Source organism: Sphingomonas sp. Leaf242 (assembly GCF_001422045.1).
Taxonomy (GTDB): Bacteria; Pseudomonadota; Alphaproteobacteria; order Sphingomonadales; family Sphingomonadaceae; genus Sphingomonas.
Genome location: NZ_LMLW01000001.1, coordinates 477,777 through 496,028, shown reverse-complemented (window position 1 = coordinate 496,028; position 18,252 = coordinate 477,777). Strand labels below are relative to the sequence as shown.

The 18,252-nt window shown below is 65.7% G+C and carries 13 protein-coding genes; 5 read left to right on the top strand and 8 right to left on the bottom strand.

The features are described from left to right. The first annotated feature begins 60 nt into the window (after positions 1-60). Positions 61-2,562 carry a TonB-dependent receptor gene (locus ASF09_RS02310; RefSeq protein WP_082443999.1) on the top strand — a complete coding sequence of 834 codons (2,502 nt, stop codon included), beginning with the start codon at positions 61-63 and terminating at the stop codon, positions 2,560-2,562. A 57-nt stretch (positions 2,563-2,619) separates the two neighbouring features. Here the strand turns inward: ASF09_RS02310 and ASF09_RS02305 are convergent, their stop codons facing one another. From ASF09_RS02305 to ASF09_RS02295, 3 genes are all read right to left on the bottom strand, one after another. Continuing rightward, a complete protein-coding gene (locus tag ASF09_RS02305; RefSeq protein WP_060524251.1) occupies positions 2,620-3,255 on the bottom strand; it encodes a hypothetical protein in 636 nt (211 codons plus the stop codon). Positions 3,256-3,278: 23 nt separating this feature from the next. Further along, positions 3,279-3,593, bottom strand: coding sequence for a hypothetical protein (locus tag ASF09_RS02300; RefSeq protein WP_235529521.1), 315 nt, complete (start codon positions 3,591-3,593; stop codon positions 3,279-3,281). Between the two features lie 77 nt (positions 3,594-3,670). After that, positions 3,671-3,940 carry a GlsB/YeaQ/YmgE family stress response membrane protein gene (locus tag ASF09_RS02295; RefSeq protein ID WP_060524249.1) on the bottom strand — a complete coding sequence of 90 codons (270 nt, stop codon included), beginning with the start codon at positions 3,938-3,940 and terminating at the stop codon, positions 3,671-3,673. A gap of 161 nt (positions 3,941-4,101) precedes the next feature. On the opposite strand from ASF09_RS02295, the gene ASF09_RS02290 reads away from it, so the two are divergent. Then, positions 4,102-5,577 (top strand): helix-turn-helix transcriptional regulator, encoded by a 1,476-nt coding sequence (locus ASF09_RS02290; RefSeq protein WP_060524247.1) that lies wholly within the window; start codon positions 4,102-4,104, stop codon positions 5,575-5,577. Between the two features lie 9 nt (positions 5,578-5,586). On the opposite strand, the gene ASF09_RS02285 is transcribed toward ASF09_RS02290, so the two are convergent. The 4 genes from ASF09_RS02285 to ASF09_RS19985 form a co-directional block, all read right to left on the bottom strand. Then, complete coding sequence (locus ASF09_RS02285; protein ID WP_060524245.1) at positions 5,587-7,647, bottom strand: TonB-dependent receptor plug domain-containing protein; 2,061 nt, start codon at positions 7,645-7,647, stop codon at positions 5,587-5,589. 2 nt (positions 7,648-7,649) lie between these two features. Continuing rightward, positions 7,650-8,180, bottom strand: a complete 531-nt coding sequence (locus tag ASF09_RS02280) for a YfiR family protein (RefSeq protein WP_060524243.1) — start codon at positions 8,178-8,180, stop codon at positions 7,650-7,652. Between the two features lie 153 nt (positions 8,181-8,333). Continuing rightward, entirely contained in the window at positions 8,334-10,493 is a 2,160-nt protein-coding gene (locus ASF09_RS02275; RefSeq protein ID WP_060524241.1) for a putative bifunctional diguanylate cyclase/phosphodiesterase, read from the bottom strand. A 63-nt stretch (positions 10,494-10,556) separates the two neighbouring features. After that, positions 10,557-10,697 carry a hypothetical protein gene (locus ASF09_RS19985; protein WP_156359135.1) on the bottom strand — a complete coding sequence of 47 codons (141 nt, stop codon included), beginning with the start codon at positions 10,695-10,697 and terminating at the stop codon, positions 10,557-10,559. A 40-nt stretch (positions 10,698-10,737) separates the two neighbouring features. Between ASF09_RS19985 and ASF09_RS02270 the strand changes: the two genes are divergently transcribed. The 3 genes from ASF09_RS02270 (at position 10,738) to ASF09_RS02260 (ending at position 16,525) form a co-directional block, all read left to right on the top strand. Next, positions 10,738-12,585: a diguanylate cyclase gene (locus ASF09_RS02270; protein ID WP_082443998.1), complete on the top strand. Its 1,848-nt coding sequence runs from the start codon at positions 10,738-10,740 to the stop codon at positions 12,583-12,585. A gap of 112 nt (positions 12,586-12,697) precedes the next feature. Beyond that, complete coding sequence (locus ASF09_RS02265; RefSeq protein ID WP_060524239.1) at positions 12,698-15,091, top strand: glycoside hydrolase family 31 protein; 2,394 nt, start codon at positions 12,698-12,700, stop codon at positions 15,089-15,091. A gap of 153 nt (positions 15,092-15,244) precedes the next feature. After that, on the top strand, positions 15,245-16,525 hold the full coding sequence (locus ASF09_RS02260; protein ID WP_060524237.1) for a DEAD/DEAH box helicase: 1,281 nt from the start codon (positions 15,245-15,247) through the stop codon (positions 16,523-16,525). 317 nt (positions 16,526-16,842) lie between these two features. Here ASF09_RS02260 and ASF09_RS02255 read toward each other — a convergent pair whose 3' ends face one another. Then, positions 16,843-17,961 (bottom strand): DUF1624 domain-containing protein, encoded by a 1,119-nt coding sequence (locus ASF09_RS02255; RefSeq protein ID WP_060524235.1) that lies wholly within the window; start codon positions 17,959-17,961, stop codon positions 16,843-16,845. Positions 17,962-18,252: the final 291 nt, after the last annotated feature.

Sequence of the window (18,252 nt, the reverse complement as noted above, 5' to 3'; positions counted from 1 at the left end):
AGATATTGGTAATCCCACTATATCAATGGAGTTTATCGGCACAGGTTCGGGGGACGCGATATGGTGCTGACTGCTTTGCTGATGACGTTACAGAGTGCCGAGCAGGTGCCGCAGACCCCGCCGCCACAGCCAGCACCCGTAGCGACGTCGGCCGCGCAATCGGCGCAGTCCACAGGCGAGCAGGAACGCGCAGGCCCGGCGTCGGGCGATGGAGGCGGCGACATCCTCGTCACCGCCCGCCGCCGCGCGGAAACCGTCCAGAGCGTGCCGATCGCGATGTCGGTGATCGGCGGCACTGCGATCGCCGACACCGGCGCGTACAACGTCAGCCGGATCACGCAGCTCGCGCCGACGCTGCAATTCTATTCGACCAACCCGCGTAATTCGGCCGCCAACATCCGCGGGCTCGGCGCGCCGTTCGGGCTGACCAACGACGGCATCGAACAGGGCGTCGGCATCTATGTCGACCAGGTCTATTACAGCCGCATCGCCTCGGCGACGTTCGACTTCACCGATACCGAGCGGATCGAGATCCTCCGCGGACCGCAGGGCACCCTATACGGCAAGAACACCACCGCGGGCGCGATCAACGTCACCACACGCGCGCCGAGCTTCACGCCCGAGGCGCGCGTCGAACTGAGCGGCGGCAATTACGATTTCTTCCAGGGCAAGGCGTCGGTGTCGGGGCCGCTGGTCGACGACAAGCTGGCGATCCGGCTGTCGACGTCGATCACGACACGGCGCGGCACGATCTACAATTCGCGCACCGACACCTATCTCAACAGCCAGGACAATCTCGGATTTCGCGGCCAGCTGCTGTGGCGCGCGGCCTCCAATCTCGACCTAACGCTGTACGGCGATTACGGCCGGCAGAACCCTAATTGCTGCGTCCAATATTATGCGCGGGTCGGCACGACGCAGCGACCGCTCAACCGGCAATATGCGGCGCTCGCCGCGGCGCAGGGCTATGTCGTGCCCTCGAAGAACGCGTTCGACCGGGTGACCGACGTCGATACGCCGCTGCGCGCGAAGCAGGAACTGGGCGGCGCATCGCTGCTCGCGAACTGGGATATCGGCCCGGCGACGGTGACGTCGGTCACCGCGTGGCGGTTCTGGCATTGGGATCCGTCGAACGATCGCGATTTCATCGGCCTGCCGATCACCCCGGTCTCGGCAAACCCGTCGCAGCAGAGCCAGTTCAGCCAGGAACTGCGGGTCGGATCGAACGGCACGCACGCGGTCGACTACACGGTCGGCGTCTTCTACTTCCACCAGACGATCGATACACAGGGTCTTCAGGTGCAGGGCCCCGCGGCGAGCCGGTTCCTGCTCAATCCCGGCAACGGTGTCGCGCCCGGCGCCACCGGATGCGCGACCGCGACCACCGCGGCCTGCAACCCGTCGGTGCTCGACGGGCTGACCAGCCGCAACACGATCGGCTTCACCAACACCAGCGCCGCGCTGTTCGGAAAGCTCACCTGGCATGCCACGAACAAGCTTCAGATCGCGCCCGGCCTGCGGTTGAACTACGACAAGAAGGACGGCGATTACGTCTCCGTCGTCACCACCGGCAATGGCGGCACCACGCTGACAGCCGATCAGCGCGGCGTGCTCGCGCCGCAAAGCTACAAGCCGACGTTCGACAACTGGAACCTGTCGGGCGACATCACCGCGTCGTACACCGTGACCCCCGACATTCACGCCTATGCGACCTATGCGCGCAGCTATAAATCGGGCGGAATCAACCTGTCGGGCCTGCCGCTCGACGCCAACAACAATCCGATCCTCGCGTCGGCGACCGTGAAGCCGGAAAAGGTCAATCATTACGAGCTGGGGCTGAAGACGCAGTTCGCCGATCGGCGCGTGACGCTGAACATCGCCGGGTTCTGGACCGAGATCGCGGATTATCAGGCGACCGTCACCAACAACCAGTATTCGGTGTTGCGCGGTTATCTGGCTAATGCGGGCAAGGTGCGCACGCGCGGTCTCGAATTTGACTCCGCGTTCCGGCCGTCGGAGCGGCTGAACCTGTACGTCAACGGCGCCTACACCGACGCCAAATACGTCAAGTTCGTCGATGCGCCCTGCCCGCCCGAACTGACCGGCGGCACCGCGGCGGATGCGACGCACCCGGCGAGCCCCGCGGGCCAGGCCGGCACTGCGACCCGGCCGTCGTACAGCCCGGCGAGCTGCGACATCTCGGGGCAGCGCCTGCCCGGCGTCTCGAAATTCGCGCTCTCGTACGGCGCGGAATACGACCTACCGGCGCGCATCGCGGGCAAGGATGGTCAGGTTTATGTCGGCTATGACGGCAGCTACCGCTCGCATTTCTCGTCGAACCCGTCGGAGTCGATCTATACCGAGATCAACGGCTATTCGCTGAGCAACTTCCGCGTCGGGTTCCGCGAGCGCGAAGGGATCAACGCGTTTCTCTGGCTGCGCAATGCGTTCGACGAGCATTACTATGATGTGCTCGCAACCCAGTCCGGCAGCACCGGCCTGATCGTCGGCCAGCCAGGCGATCCGAGAACCTACGGCGCGACGATTTCCACGCGGTTCTGATGAAAAACGGCGGCCTGTTTTCCAACAGGCCGCCGTCTTCATTCAAGCAGCGTTCGCTCAGTAGGTCGTCGACGTCGTCGTCGGCCGATACCGGTTCCGCTCAGCGGCAACTTCGTCGCGCGTATAGGCGGGGGCGGCCTCGTCAAAGCGGCTCCAACCGTCCTGGCGATACGCCGCGCCGCGCGTCGTCGCGTCGACCGAGCGGTTGCGATCGAGCACCGCTTCGGCTTCGGCGACCAGATCGTCCTCGACGCGCGCGCTCAGCAGCGTGCCACCGCGGCGGACGCCTTCCGAATAGACATGCGCGTCTTCTTCGGAGTGGCCTGCGTCCTTTAATGCGCCGACGATCGTGCCGGTCGCGGCCCCGCCGGCCGCACCGATTCCGGCGCCGACCACGGTCGAGGCGAGCCAGCCCGCCGCGACGATCGGGCCAAGGCCTGGGATTGCGAGCAGGCCGAGCCCGGCAAGCAGGCCACCGACGCCGCCGACCGCTGCGCCGGTCGAGACGCCACGGCTGACATCGCCGCGATCGTCGACGTCGCCGAGCGTCGTGTCCGTATCGCCGTGCGCGCCGTCGGCGTTGCTCGCGACGATGCTGATATGGCTATGCGGTACGCCCAGTCGCTCGAGATCGTGGAGCGCGGCGGTTGCGTCGGCATAGTCGTCGAACAGGCGTGTGAGTGTCTTGGTCATCGTTTCTCTCCTAAGGATTGGGATCAGCGCGCGGTCACGTTGCCCTTGTAGTCGAGCCCGACATGGACCTTCTTGCCGCCGCGGGTCGCCATGCCCCGCCAGACGCCGTCCTTGTCCTTGGTCAGCGCCGACACCGACCGATAGCCGGCCTTGGTCAGCCGGCCGCGCGCCTGGTCTTGCGAGAATGAATTGGCGCCGCTGGCGGGGGCGGCGACATGCGCGGCGTCGTTGTTCTTGATCGCGGGGTTGTGCGCGCCGGTATGCGTCGCGGTCTGTGCGACGGCGCTCGACGCCAGCAGCATTGCGCCACAGGCCATAAATGCTCGAACAGTCATCATACTCTCCTTTGTTTCTTGTTCTTCGATAATCCGCAGTCGGGGCGGCAGTTCCACGCTGCAACGACCGCCCCGTTTTCTCAGCGTGCCGTGCCGCGACGAAACAGGTTGATGATCGCGAGCAGGATGACCGCGCCGACCAGCGAGATCAGGATCGACTGGATATTGAGCGCGCCGTCCATGATCGAGGCGCCACCGATCAGCGGCGTGATCAGGAACCCGGCGAGCAACGCGCCGACGATGCCGACGACGATGTTGAGGAAGATCCCCTGCTGCGCATCGGTCCGCATGATCATGCTGGCGACCCAGCCGATGAGTCCGCCGACGATTAGGAGGATGATGAGGTTCATGATGAGGCTTCCTGAAGTGTGATACGGGATGCTTAACAGTCGGACCCGCGGTTCCGTTCAGTTCGCCACTTTTGCCGGTTGGTGCAGAAATACCGGGGTGATTGGTAGTTTTGAGCCTTTCTGGGCGGAACCCGATGCCCCCCGTCGGCGCTGGACGGGGTATGACGAAGACCCCGCATCCGCCGCTCCACGCCCCCACGCTGCACCATCTCGAACAGCTCATGACCGGGCTGCTCGAAGGCGTGATCCTGATGGATCCGACCGGCGTCATCCTCAGCGCGAACCCCGCGGCCCTGAAGATGCACGGGATATCCTCGGTGAAGGATCTGGGCGAGACCGCCGACGATTACGCCGCGCGGTTCGACCTGCGCCACCGGAACCACCGTAAGATCCCGCGCCGCGAATACCCGCTGATGCGGCTGCTCGCGGGGGAGAGCTTTCCCGACCTGATCGTCGAGGTCGGCCCGGCGGGTGCGGACGAGCCGCGCTGGGTGCATCAGGTTCGCGACATCGTCATGGACGAGGATGGCGGCGAACCCGACTGCCTGGGGCTCGTCATCAACGACGTGTCCGAACGGTTCGATGCGGAGGATCGGTTCGAGGCGATGTTCCATGCCAACCCGGCACCGGCGCTGATCATCCGCGTTGCCGACCAGCGCTATGTGCTCGTCAACCAGGGGTTTCTCGACCTGTCGGGCTACAGCCGCGACCAGATCATCGGCAAGACGCTGTTCGAGTTCGATTTCCTGACCGAGGTGCAGCGCAAGCCGTTCGTCAGGGACTGCGTGGCCGCAGGCAAGACGGTCCCGCAGCTCGAAGCCGAGCTGCCATTGGCGAGCGGCGACAAGACGCTGGTTGTGCTCGCCGGCCAGCCGATCGAGGTCGCAAACGAAGACTGCCTGTTGTTCACCTTTGCCGATCTCGAACCGCGCCGTCAGGCCGAACGCGCGTTGCAGGCCACCGAACGCCACTTCGCCTCGGTGTTCGAGATGGCACCGATCGCGATGGTCGTGACGCAGGGCGACGACAACCGCATCGCGCAGGTCAATGCCGCGTTCAAGACGCTCACCGGCTACACCGAGAAAGCAGTCGTCGGCATGGTCGCGGACGATCTGCAGCTGTGGAACGATGCGGTGCAACGCGAGGGCCTCGAAACCGAGATCCGCGAGCGCGGCGGCTTTCGCGGCCACGATGTCCGGCTGCTCCACAAGAACGGCGAAGGGCTCGACTGCCTAGTGTCCGCCGAACGGATCAGCGTCGACGGCGAACCGTGCGTACTATGGCTGTATCAGGACATCTCGGCACGGCGGCGCGGCGAACTCGATCTCGTCGAGGCGATCGACGCGGTGATGAAGGACGCCAACTGGCTCAGCCGCTCGATCATGGACAAGCTGGCGACGCTACGTAATCCGCGTGCACTGCCCGGGACCAACGCGCCCTCCACCGATCTCAGCAAACGCGAACGCGAGGTGCTCGAACTGATCTGCCAGGATTTCGACGATGCGGCGATCGCCGAGCGCCTGGGCCTGTCGCGCAACACGGTCCGTAACCATGTCGCGCGACTCTATGCCAAGATCGGCGTCAACCGACGCAGCGCCGCGGTGGTCTGGGCCCACGAGCGCGGCGTAGGCGCGTGATCGGGGCGGTCAGAACGAAACGCTGATCCCCGATCGCACCCGCGTATCCGCGGGCAGCGGCGACTTGGTGGCGCCGGACGCGTGCGTCAAATTCTCGCCCGCAACCCAGGCCGAGACCGTCCGTGACAGGCGGACGCCGACCTTCGCGTCGAGCGCGAGCGCGGCCGACACGTCGAACAGATCGAGAAACGTATCGGGCCGCGTGCTGAGCTGACGCGTTGCGGAAGTGTACCGGCCGACGACGGATCCCGACCACCGCGCGCCGCTATAATCGATCACCAGATTGGCCTTGTGCCGGGCGGTCGCTTCGCCGGGTACGAACGCATATTCGATGCCCCGAGCATTCGCCGGCAATGCCTCGTCGGTCTGCGTGAAGGAATAATTCGCCCGCCAGGTGACATGGTCCCGGATCGCCCCCCGGGCCGACAGCTCCACGCCGTATGTGCGAAAATTCCCGATATTGGCGACCCGCGTGACGAGGAACGGATCGGTCACGCCGCGGATCTCGAGCACCGGATTGTCACCGGGATAGGCGATCGCGTTGTTCGTGCGGGTGAAGAACGCCACCGTCTTGATTTCCAGCGCGTCGGAGATCCGGTAGTCATAGGCGAGCTCCGCGCTCCAGACCTCGACGGGTTTGATCGCCGGATCGCCCGCGACGACGACCGGCAGCGGTACGCCGACGAACGTCACCGGGATGTTCATCCCGAACACGACCAGCGACGGCGCCTGCACGGCGCGCCCACCGTTCAAGCGGATGGTCTGCCGGACGCCCGGCTGATAGACCGCCGCCGCGTTGAAACTGAATGCGGTGAACGAGCGGTCGAAGTCGCGCGCGGTGTTGGCAGTGATCGCGGCGATCGTCCCCGATTGCCCCAGCGACAGCGTGTCGATCCGGCCGGCAAGGTTCACGGACAGCGGATCGGCGACCCGCACGTCGAGCATCGCATTGGCCGAGAGGACCGAATAGTCGGTGATCCGCGAGAACGTCACGCCGCTGTCGACGCGGTTGTCGCGGTACTCGACGCCGATCCGCGCGGTATCGTCGCCGCTCAGCCTGACCAGCGCCGAGGTCTGCGCGACGAGGGTGCGTGCCGATAGGTCGAACGTCTGGAGCGCGGCGATCGGCGCGCGTCCCGGATCGTTCGATCCGATCCCGTATCGGGCATCAAGCCAGTTGTTGTACACCTGCGCGGTGATGCTGCCCCACGGCGTGTCGCGGTCGACGTGCACGCCGATATTGCGCGTCCTGTAGAGCTGTTCGCTGTAGATCTGCGTGACGAGCAGTTCCAACTGGCGATTGCGCGCATAGCCGCCGGTCACGCTCAACTGGGTCTGCGCATCGAGATCGGCATCGACCGTCGCCGACGCATCGTCGCGGATCACGTCGTCGGCGCGCGCGGGCTGGATCTGGTCGGTCGGTATCGCGCGCTCGTTCTCGCGCATGTGCCCGCCGGACACCCGGAGTCCGATCGCGCTGGAGACCGGCATGCTGAGCGCACCGGCGATCCGGCCATAGCCATGATTGCCGGCCTCCGCGGTGGCGAAGATCTTGCGGCTTGCGAGGGGATCGATCGTGATGATGTTGACGACGCCGCTTGCCGCATTGAACCCGAACAGCGCACCGACCGGGCCGCGCACGAGCTCGATCTGCTGGATTTCCTCGAGCTGGATGCCGAGCAGGTTCCAGTCGGTCATTCCGTAATGATCGAGATAGACCTGGCGCCCGTTGACCAGCACGAGCAGCCGCGGGTTGTAGGTCTGCACGCCGCCGCGCACCGCGATGTCGCTCTGCCCCACGGTCCAGTGGTTCACGTCGATCCCGGCATAGGTATTGAGCAGGCTCGGAACGTCCTTCGCCGGCGAGCGCAGGATCTGGTCGTGGTTGATGACGATCGTCGATGCAGGGCTTTCCGACTGGCGTTGCGGCTTGCCGGTGACGCTCTTGGTGACGGGTTCGCCCATCGTCTGGCTGAGCAGGTCGTAATCCATGCGTTGCGCATGGACGGGCATCGCGACGAGCGGCAGGCTCGCGATTGCGGCAAGACGAAGCGAAGTACGATACCGCACGATCAGACCTCCTTGACGAGCATGAGGAATGCCGAGCCGAAGCGGATACCGCTGCGGCGCGCCGCCGCCTTGCTGACGATGATCTGCGTCCGGTTCGGGCTGGTGATGCCGACGACGCACTTCCCGCTGATCACGCAGGCGGAGTCCGCCGTGATCGTCAGAACCGACTGCGCGCCGGCCGCTGCCGCGACCTCGTCCTGATATGCGCGCAGGCCCGTCGTCACGAAGGCGGCCTTGACCCCGCTCAGCTGTTCGAGGTTCGACACGGCCACGCGCCGAGTCCGCAGCGTCGCCCGGCCGATCGTGATGCCGTTCGACAGCGCGCGTTCCATATCCGCCGCGTCCGCTTCCGATGCGGCATTGCCGGGCTCGTACACGATCGCGACCGGCACGACGCCGACCGGTGCCGGCTGCACGAAGGTGATGACACGCGCCGCGACCGGCACGTTGAGCACCGCCGACGGTGCCGGCTGCGTCGGCAGCACGGCCGAAAAGGCGAGGATGGGACCCGCGAGATACGACAGAGATTTCACGTTGATCCTAAGGGTTAGTCCCGCATGACTGCGGGTTCGGCAATGAGCGATGCCCGGTGCCCGTAGGAAAACGGGTCGTCGCGGATAATATGGTGGCTGGCTTGGGTCGACGCGCGCCACCTGCGGACCGCGCGCGATACGGCACAGACATTGTCACGCCGCTTCGCGCTCACCGCGCGTGACGAGCGCGGCAGCCTGTGCGAACGCGGTCGGCTTGCCGAAGAAATAGCCCTGCCCCTGCGTGCAACCGCGTTGTGCGAGCAGGCTCGCGGTCTGCGCGTCTTCGATGCCCTCGGCGGTCACTTCCATACCGAAATTCACCGCCAGCGCGACGATCGCATCGATCAGCTTTTCGCTTTCGACGCTCTCGTGCATCGACCTGACAAAGCTCTGGTCGATCTTGATCTTGTCGAATTTGAACCGTCGCAGATGGGACAGGCTCGAATAGCCGGTGCCGAAATCGTCGAGCGCAATCGAGATCCCGCTTCGACGGAACGTGTCGAGCACGCGTTCGGCGGCGACGACGTCGTCCATCACCGCGTCCTCGGTGATCTCGATCTCGATCCGCGACGGGATCACGTGCGCATCGCGGATGATCCCGATCAGCGTCTCGGCGAGGTTCGGCTCTTCGAGCTGCATCGGCGATATGTTCACCGCCATCCGCAGATGATCGGGCATATGGCTGAGGTCGATACAGGCCTGACGCAGGACCGACTTGGTCATCTCGGTGATCTGCCCGGTAGTTTCGGCGATCCGGACGAACCTGTCGGGCGTCAACAACCCCAGACGCGGATGATACCAGCGCGCGAGGACCTCGAAGCCATAGAGCTGGCCATCCGAGAACCGCATGATCGGCTGATAGAAAGGCCGTATCTCGCCGCGCACGATGCCATCGCACAGCTCCTGCTCCATCCGGCGCCGTTCGAGACGGTCGAGCTCCATCGCCGGGGCGAACAGGCAGACCCGTCGTATCCGGTCGCGCTTGGCCTCGTACATCGCGATGTCGGCGGCGTGCAGCAGGTCGTCGGGTTCGGATCCGTCCTCGGGGAACCGCGAGACGCCGATGCTCGCGCCGACCTTGATCATGTTGCCGCGCCACACGAGCGGCTCATGCAACGCGACGCTCGCCTGGTGGGCCAGCGCCATCACGTCGCTATGCTCCTGGTCCTGCGGCAGGAGGATGGCGAACTCGTCGCCGCCCAGCCGCGCGATCGTGCTGTTCGCCCCGAAGACGACCCGCAGGCGGTGCGCGACCACTTTCAGCACCGTGTCGCCCGCCGCGTGGCCATGCGTGTCGTTGGCGTCCTTGAAACTGTCGAGATCGGTCAGGATCACCGACAATCTGCTGTCGGACGCCAGCGCCGCGCCGACCGCGCGTTCGATATCGCCGACGAACACGCGTCGATTGACCAACCCCGTCAGCGCGTCGGTTCGCGCCAGCAGCAACGCTTCCTGTTCGGCGACGCCGCGCCGGATGATTTCCGCGCGCAACTGCGTCCCCCGTGTCGCCGCCAGCGCAAGCCAGGCATAGGACAGCGCCGCGACGATCAGCATCGCGGTCGTCACCAGCGCGACGAGCAGACGGGTCCGCCAGGCGGCCTCCTCGGCATGGCGGTGCGCGTCGGTGATGCCCGACGCGGCGATACCCTTGATCGCCGTCAGGACGTGATCGGCATTGGCGCGGAACGGCCGAAGCATGCCGACGCTGGTCGCGAAATCGATCTCCAGCATCGACGAGACCACGTCGACCGCCTCGCGATATTTCGCGAGTTCGACGACGACGTTGGCGGCACGCGCGCGATCGTGCGGCGACATCGCCTGCTGCTGCGCCGCGAGATCGGCACTGATCCGATCGATCCGGGCGCTGATCCGGCCGAGACGATGTTCGCCGCCCGCGGACGGTCCGCTCGCCGCTTCGTCGACCATCAGCCGGTACAGGTTGCCGTCTTCGTGATCGAACCGTGCCGCGATCTCGCTCAACGACACCGCCGCGTCCATGTCGCGGTCGACGATCACGCTGTTGGCATGCTGGACGTAGATCAGCGTGCCGAGGCACAGCGTAACCGCCAGGACGAGGAGGACGATGACCGCCTTCGGACCCGCGACGACGCGCGAAAACGGCACCAAGTTCAGCAGCGACGCGGCGAACCGGATTGCCGTGCCGAGCATGCCCGTTCGATCCGCGGAATCGTCGAGCGAGGGACCGGCCGCGGTCCGACCCGCAAAGACGATATCGTCGCGCGCACTGGTCGCCGCGCGTCGCCAATGGCTGCCACGCGACGATTCGCTTCGAAAATTTCGCTGGTTTGGCATGGTCTTGCGGACCTAACTGCCTGCGAAACACTAACAAGTTACGTATAATTTCGACAACATATATCAATAAACCCGCTTCGGGTTGATTGTGCTCCTCGCGCGGCCCGGCGTGCCTGCCGCCGCGGCAATGACGGCGTTCAACCGGCGCACTGCCGAGCGGATATGGCTTGGACGGTAAGAAACCATTTCGAATTTTTCCGGCATGGTCAGACTTTGGCAACGTCTTTCGCGCTAGAATTAAGACATGTTGTCGTCGCTCTCCTCGCGCATAGCCATGCTGGGCGTCGTCGTGGTCGTTGCCCTTACGGCACTCGCGGCCTTGCTCATCCACGCTTCGCTCGACACACGCGACAGCTTCGGTCAGGTGACGCATTCGGCGGAGGTCATCGAGACGATGACCCAGGCACTCGGCGAGCTTCGTGACGCGGAGTCGGGCCAGCGCGGCTTCATCATCACGCACAACCCGGTGTTCGCGCAGTCGTTCGAAGATCGCATCACGGGTTCGCTGAGCGATATCTCTCAGGTCGTGTTGCTCACCGCCGACAACCCCGTTCAGAACATGCGGGCAAACGAACTGCGTCGGTTGATCCGCGAACGTACCGCCGTTCTCCGTGGTCCCCTCGACCTCGGCCAGGTGGGAGATTTCGACAGGGCCGCGGCGATGGTGGCCAGCGGGCGCGGTCGGGACCTGATGTCGACCATCGCGGTGCGCGCGCGAACTTTCCTCGGCGAGGAGCGCAACCTTCAGACGCAGCGGACCGACGCGGCGGGGCAGCGGCTGACGGGCGTGCGCCGGCTCGCCATCGCCGGCGTTGCGATCATCGCGCTGATCGTGATCCTCGTCTCCGGGCTCGTCATTCGTGGGATCAAGCAGCCCTCGATCCTGATGAAAGAGGCGATGGCCGATCTTGGCAAGGGCGACCGCAGCGCCCGCATCACCAGCGCGATGGGTTCGCGCGAGTTCGACGACCTTGCAATGGGCTACAACGCGATGGCCGAACTGCTCGAGGCTGCGGTGGCCGAACAGGTGCAGAGCGAGCATCAGCTTCAGCACGCCAATGGAGAACTGGTCCGCAACGCCAGCAGCATGCGCGAGCGCGGCGAGGCGATCGAGCTTCTCGGTGGCATGGCGCACCGGATGCAGGCCGCGCGCACCGACATGGAACTGGCGCAGATCGTCCAGCTGTTCGTGCCGCGCGTGCTGCCGGGACTGCCCGGCGCGCTGTTCGTCCACAACAACTCGCGCAACCTGTTGACGCCGATGGCGACCTGGGGCGGCGTCGCGATCGAAACCGACGGGTTCGCGCCCGACCAATGCTGGGCGTTGCGGCGCGGCCAGAGCCACTTCGTCGCGGTACCGGGCGGCGATATCGTCTGCGCGCACGTTGGCGACGCGGCGACGGTCTATCACTGCGAGCCGCTCCTCGCGTCCGGCGAAGTCATCGGCGTGCTGTATCTGCAGGGCATGATCACCGGCGACAGCCGCTTTCAGCTGACGGTGCTCGCCGAGAACATCGCCTCGGCGCTCGTCAATCACCGGTTGCAGCGCGACCTGCGCGAGCAGACGATCCGCGATCCGCTGACCGGGTTGTTCAATCGCCGCTACATGGAGGAGACTCTGGCGATCGAGATCGCCCGCGCCGTGCGTGGCGGTCCGCCGCTCAGCCTGGTGATGTGCGATATCGATCACTTCAAGCGGTTCAACGACGAGTTCGGGCATGATGCGGGCGACTTCGTCTTGCACGCGGTTGCCAACGAACTGCGCGCCCGCTTCCGCGACGGCGACGTCGTGTGCCGTTTCGGTGGCGAGGAGTTCACGATCATCGCGCCGGGGACGACCGCCGAAACGCTGTTGAACCGCGTCGAAATCGTCCGGCAGACTATCGCCGATCTCACACTGGAGCAGAGCGGCAAACGGCTCGGATCGACGACCATGTCGTTCGGGCTCGCGACCTGGAACCCCGACATGTCGCGCGATGGAACGACGCTTATCCAAACCGCGGATGCCGCGCTGTATCAGGCGAAGCGCGAGGGACGTAACCGCGCGATCGTCAGTCCGGCGCGCATGCTCGACAGTTCCGCCCGCCGGTGATGCTCAGCGGACGGCGTAGCCATTGCGGTCGAGTGGCGGATCATTTGACCCGCTTAATACTCTGACATAACCTCCTGTCATGCCGGCGTTCAAGTCCGGACCGGGAGGACGCATGCGACATACTTGGATCGGCGCGGCAGTGGTCGGCGCGATCGCCAGCGCCACTCCCGTGGGCGCACAGACTCCCTGGCAATCCTCCGAGACGCAAGCTCCGGCGGCGCGCACGACGTTGGAGCAGAAGACCAGCGACGGCGCCCGGTTCAGGGTACCTGGTGGCGTCCTCCGCGTGACGGTGTGGGGCGAGCGTGCGATCCGCGTGACGGTCGCTGCGGCCCATGTGCCAGAGTTAGACACCGGTCTCGCGGTCCTCGGCACGCCCGCGCGCGTCGCCTGGACGATGACGGAAGACGTGGATCGCTTCACCATCGCGACCCCTTCGATGCGCGTGACGGTCGCGAAGGCCGATGGCCGGGTCGCATTGCTTGGGGCGGACGGCAAGCCGCTGATCGGCGAAAGCGATCCGGTGACCCGACGACTGGGCGACGCGCCGGAGCCCGACGGTCGCGTCCAGCAGCGGTTCGAGATCGGCGGCGGCCAGGCGATCTACGGCCTTGGCCAGCATCAGGCCGGGTTGCTCGATTATCGCGGCACGACGGTGCGGTTGCAGCAGGCCAACACCGATGTCGGCGTCCCCGTGTTCGTCTCCAGCGCGGGCTACGGCCTGTTCTGGAACAACCCGGCGGTGACCGATGTCGCGGTCGCCGTACCGCAGGCCACGGACCGGATCGTGTTCCGATCGCAGGCGGGCAAGGGAATCGATTATTTCCTGTTCGGCGGCCCCGACGTCGACGACGTGATCGGCGCCTACCGAGGCCTGACCGGGCAAGCACCGCTGATGGCGCGCTGGACCTGGGGGCTGTGGCAATCGAAGGAGCGCTACGGATCGCAGGCGGAGTTGCTGGGCGTCGCCGCGCGCTATCGTGCGATGAAGATCCCGCTCGATGCGGTCGTCCAGGACTGGCAATATTGGAAGCCCGGCGAATGGGGCAGCCACCGGATGGACCCGGCGCGCTATCCCGATCCCAAGGGGATGCTCGATACGCTGCACCGGCAGAATGTACACAGCATCGTGTCGATCTGGCCCCGGTTCGACCGCGACCTAGACACGACCAATGCGCTCGACGCGGTCGGCGGGCTGTACGCAAAGACCTATCCCAACGTCTATCCCGCCGGCGAAGGCCGCTGGTACGACGCGTTCTCGAAGACCGCACGCGCGACCTATTGGCGGTTTGTGTCCGAGCGCTTGGGCAAGGTCGGCTTCGACGGCTATTGGCTCGACGGCAGCGAGGCGGAACTCGGTGGCCACTGGGGCGAGATGCGCGACGTGCGGACCGCGATCGGATCCGGCGCGGACGTCTACAACGCGTATCCGCTGATGCACACCAGCGCGGTGCACGATGGCATGGCGACCGACTTCGCCACCAAGCGCCCGATCATCCTGACGCGGTCGGCGTGGGCCGGGCAGCAGCGCAATGCCGCGATCACCTGGTCGGGCGACGTTGCCGGACGGTGGGACGTGTTCCGCGCGCAGATCCCCGCCGGCGTCAACTTCTCGATGACCGGCATTCCCTATTGGTCGGCCGACATCGGCGGGTTCTTCGGCGGCAGCCCGGACGATCCCGCCTATCAGGAGCTGTTCACCCGCTGGCTCCAGTTCGCCGTGTTCAATCCGATGTTCCGCATCCACGGAACCGGCGCCGGCAAGGAGGTCTACAGCTTCCCCGAGACCGCTCGCGGTCCGCTGCTCGATGCGGTCGCGCTGCGCTACCGGCTGCTGCCGTTCCTGTATGCGCAATCGTGGCAGGTCACGCAGCACGGCGCGTCGTTCCTGTATCCGGCAGGAATGGCGTTCCCGCACGACGAAGCGGCGCGAGACATGCGCGACGAATATCTGTTCGGCCGGTCGATCCTGGTCAGCCCGGTGGTCGAGAAGGGTGCGACGTCGCGGCAGGTCTATCTGCCGGCGGGTGCGGACTGGTATGATTTCTGGTTGGGCGCACGGCTGGCCGGCGGCACGCGCGTCACCGTGGCCGCGCCGATCGGCCAGATCCCGGTGCACATCGCGGCGGGGACGATCCTGCCGCTGGGGCAACGCGTCCAATATGCCGAACAGTCGACAACGCTGCCGACCGAACTGCGCGTATACCGCGGTCGCGACGGACGCTTCACGCTCTACGACGATGCCGGGGACGGCCAGGGCTGGCGGCGCGGCGAGCGCGCGACGATCGATCTTGCACTTAACGACAAGACCGGGACGCTGACGATCGGCGCGCGGCAGGGCCGCTACCCGGGGATGTCGGCCGCGCGCATTTTCCACGTGGTGTCGGTCGGCGCAGGTAATGGTGTCGGGCTAGGCGAAGGCATCGGTAGGACGATCGCCTACACCGGAAAGGCGGTCAGCGTAGCGTTGGACACGGATGGCTCCGGTGCGGCCCGCCGCAGATGACCGGGTCGTGGGGCGAGCGCTCTCTGAGGGCCTGAGGCAGCCCATCGCTTTCCACATTGACGCGGTGCAGCATCGATCCTAGACGCGCGCCTCCTCATTATGCCAAGCCCTTCACGGTGCCGCTTTGCTCTGCGCCGGAGGCGCCGCTTGACCATGACCATGACTTTTGCTGATCTCGCCCTCGCCCCGGCTTTGCTGCAGGCGCTAACGGAAGAGGGCTATACCAACCCGACGCCGATCCAGGCGCAGTCGATCCCGATGCTGCTGCAGGGCCGCGACATGCTCGGCATGGCGCAGACCGGCACGGGCAAGACCGCCGCCTTCGCGCTGCCGTTGCTGCACCGCCTTGCCGCCGATCCCCGGCCGGCGCCCAAGGGCGGCGCGCGCGTGCTCGTGCTCGCCCCGACGCGCGAACTGGTGTCGCAGATCGCCGCGGGCTTCGAGAGTTTCGGCCGACACATCAAGCCGCGCGTGACGACGATCTTCGGCGGCGTCAGCCAGTTCCATCAGGTCAACGCGCTCAAGGACGGCGTCGACATCATCGTCGCAGCACCGGGGCGTCTGCTCGATCTGATCGACCAGGGGCTGTGCGATCTGTCCGCGCTCGAGGCGCTGGTGCTCGACGAGGCCGACCAGATGCTCGACATGGGTTTCGCCAAGCCGATCGAGCGGATCGTCGCGACGCTGCCGCAGGACCGCCATACGCTGCTGTTCTCGGCGACGATGCCGAAGTCGATCGCCGCGCTGGCCGAGAGCCTGCTGCGCGATCCGGCCAAGGTCGAGATCGCGCCGCCGTCGACGACGGTCGACCGGATCGACCAGTCGGTGATGTTCCTCGACGCCGCCAACAAGAAGGCGGCGCTGCTCGCATTGCTGCGCACCCCCGACATGGGCCAGGCGGTCGTCTTCACGCTCCAGAAGAACATCGCCAACGAGGTGTGTGCATTCATCAGCGAAGAGGGCATCACCGCCGAGGCGCTGCACGGCAACAAGTCGCAGGGCCAGCGCGAGCGCGCGCTCGACGCGTTCCGTGCCGGCACCGTGCAGGTTCTGGTGGCGACGGATATCGCCGCACGCGGGATCGATGTCGATACCGTGACGCACGTGTTCAACCACGACCTGCCGAGCCTGCCCGAGAGCTATGTCCACCGCATCGGCCGCACCGGTCGCGCCGGTCGCAGTGGCTTCGCGATCACGCTGTGCGATGCCGAGCAACGCGCCTGGCTGCATGACGTGGAACGCGAGATCGGTCGCACGCTGACCGTCCAGGACGATCACGAATGGCATTGCGAAGTCGCGCGCCACTCCACCCAGCGCGCTCCGGTGCTCGGCGGCGGCCCCGTCAAGCAGATCAAGCCGACCAAGGAGCGCGTGCGGAAAGTCTGGACCGAGGAAGAGAAGCTCGCCGCGCGGATGGCCGCGAAGGCCGCCTGACAAACCCACCGTCCTGAGGTCTCCGCAGATGCCGACGCATCGGCGGAGACGAAGCTCAACTGCGATCGATCTGAAGCATAGCCCACGAGACAGGTTATGCGGCGAGCGCCAGATATAAACCGCTTTTGTTGGAGCGGCAGCGCTTACGCGAGAACGCCAACTACCCGCCGAGTTGCGGACGTCCCAACGCCATCACGCCGGCACAATTGACGAGCGGCTCCTGCCAGGCGCCGGAAGTCGGCCGTGTAGCACTCGCAGAGGCTGCGCCTCGGCAACACGGTCACTCTTCCTGAAGTACCCTCTCAAAAGCGTCGCCATCACAGATACCGCATCCACCACCGATCGCTTTTGCGCTTCATCGTCGCGAATGACCGGGTCGCGAGGCAGAGCGGCCCGAGCACTGCGGCGGCAATCAGCCAGATCCAGCCGACCGACGGCACGTCTACCCCTGCTGCACCGGGCACTACGCCGGCAGCAATCTGGACGAGATGCAGCACGTAGAGATGTAGAATATAGAAGAACAACGGCGCGCTGCCCAACACCGCCAGCCACCGCGGCGAGCGGCTGTCCCATAGCGCCAGCAAGGCGGATCCGATCCCCAGCGTCAGCAGCAGAAAATCGAGCGACGGGGGATATTTCGTCACGTTCAGAAACGACATGGCTGTGAGTAATGGGGTCGCGCCCCCGATCCACGGGGTCGGATCGCCATAGCCGTTCAGCCCGCGCACCAAACAGAACGCGGCCAGCAAGCCTGCCGCGACCATCCATAACCGGCGAACCCGCGTCGTCGGCGCGGTCGCAGCCGCGAACCAGGGGCCGATCGCATAGCCCAGCGCGATCGCGCCAATCCACGGCAAGACCGGATAGGAGGTCCGAGCGCGCGTCCCTTCCCACAGGTCGACAAAGCCCCGATCGTGCAGCACGGCCCAGATCGCATGTCCGGGCTCGCCCACTGCAAAGGTGATCGGATCGAGCAGATTGTGCCCGACGACGATCGTCAAACCAATCGCGGCGATCCAGACGCGCGGCAGATGCACCAGTGCGGCCAAGGCTAGCATCGACCAGCCGATCGCCCAGATGACCTGCAGGAAGACCGTCGCTGGCGACACGGTGAACGACCAGGCGAACCCGACGATCGTCAGTTCCAGCGCGATCAGGAACGCCCCCCGTTTCACCAGGAAGGCGGAGGTCGCCATCACGGGCTTGCGCGCGCCGTACAGCCACGCGGCGAGCCCGGTCAGCGCGACGAAGACGGGCGCGCACAGATGTGCCGCCAGCCGCGTGAAGAACAAGCCGGGCGACGTCGTGGTCAGGTCCATCGGATCTGCGACCTGATGACCATAATAGAAGAATTCGCGGGTGTGATCGACCAGCATCAACAGCATGACGAGCCCGCGCAGCCCGTCGATCGACTCGATTCGAGCACCACGGCGCACCGGCGCCGTAGAAACGACGTCGTCTCTTACGGCTGGCGAAGTGGCGGACGTTGCGGTGGGGGATGTAGCGGCAGTCACGGTCGACACAGTTTGATTTCTCCGTTGCCCCGCAATGTTATATTGTAACGACAACGTCAACCTCGGCGCTGTGCTCCGCCGTGTTCGCCGTACCCTCATTTGTCGCACGGACTGCCGCGCCGTACCCGTCGCGGCGTATTCGCACGGCGTTATGGTGCTGTGCGCCTCACCGACGCGCTGGGACTGGTCGTCAGGATTAGTTCAAAGGAAAAG

Coding starts and splice junctions, on each gene's coding strand:
- ASF09_RS02310 (WP_082443999.1), top strand. CDS start 61: ATGGTGCTGACTGCTTTGCTGATGACGTTACAGAGTGCCGAGCAGGTG.
- ASF09_RS02305 (WP_060524251.1), bottom strand. CDS start 3,255: ATGACCAAGACACTCACACGCCTGTTCGACGACTATGCCGACGCAACC.
- ASF09_RS02300 (WP_235529521.1), bottom strand. CDS start 3,593: ATGATGACTGTTCGAGCATTTATGGCCTGTGGCGCAATGCTGCTGGCG.
- ASF09_RS02295 (WP_060524249.1), bottom strand. CDS start 3,940: ATGAACCTCATCATCCTCCTAATCGTCGGCGGACTCATCGGCTGGGTC.
- ASF09_RS02290 (WP_060524247.1), top strand. CDS start 4,102: ATGACGAAGACCCCGCATCCGCCGCTCCACGCCCCCACGCTGCACCAT.
- ASF09_RS02275 (WP_060524241.1), bottom strand. CDS start 10,493: ATGCCAAACCAGCGAAATTTTCGAAGCGAATCGTCGCGTGGCAGCCAT.
- ASF09_RS19985 (WP_156359135.1), bottom strand. CDS start 10,697: ATGCCGGAAAAATTCGAAATGGTTTCTTACCGTCCAAGCCATATCCGC.
- ASF09_RS02270 (WP_082443998.1), top strand. CDS start 10,738: ATGTTGTCGTCGCTCTCCTCGCGCATAGCCATGCTGGGCGTCGTCGTG.
- ASF09_RS02265 (WP_060524239.1), top strand. CDS start 12,698: ATGCGACATACTTGGATCGGCGCGGCAGTGGTCGGCGCGATCGCCAGC.
- ASF09_RS02260 (WP_060524237.1), top strand. CDS start 15,245: ATGACCATGACTTTTGCTGATCTCGCCCTCGCCCCGGCTTTGCTGCAG.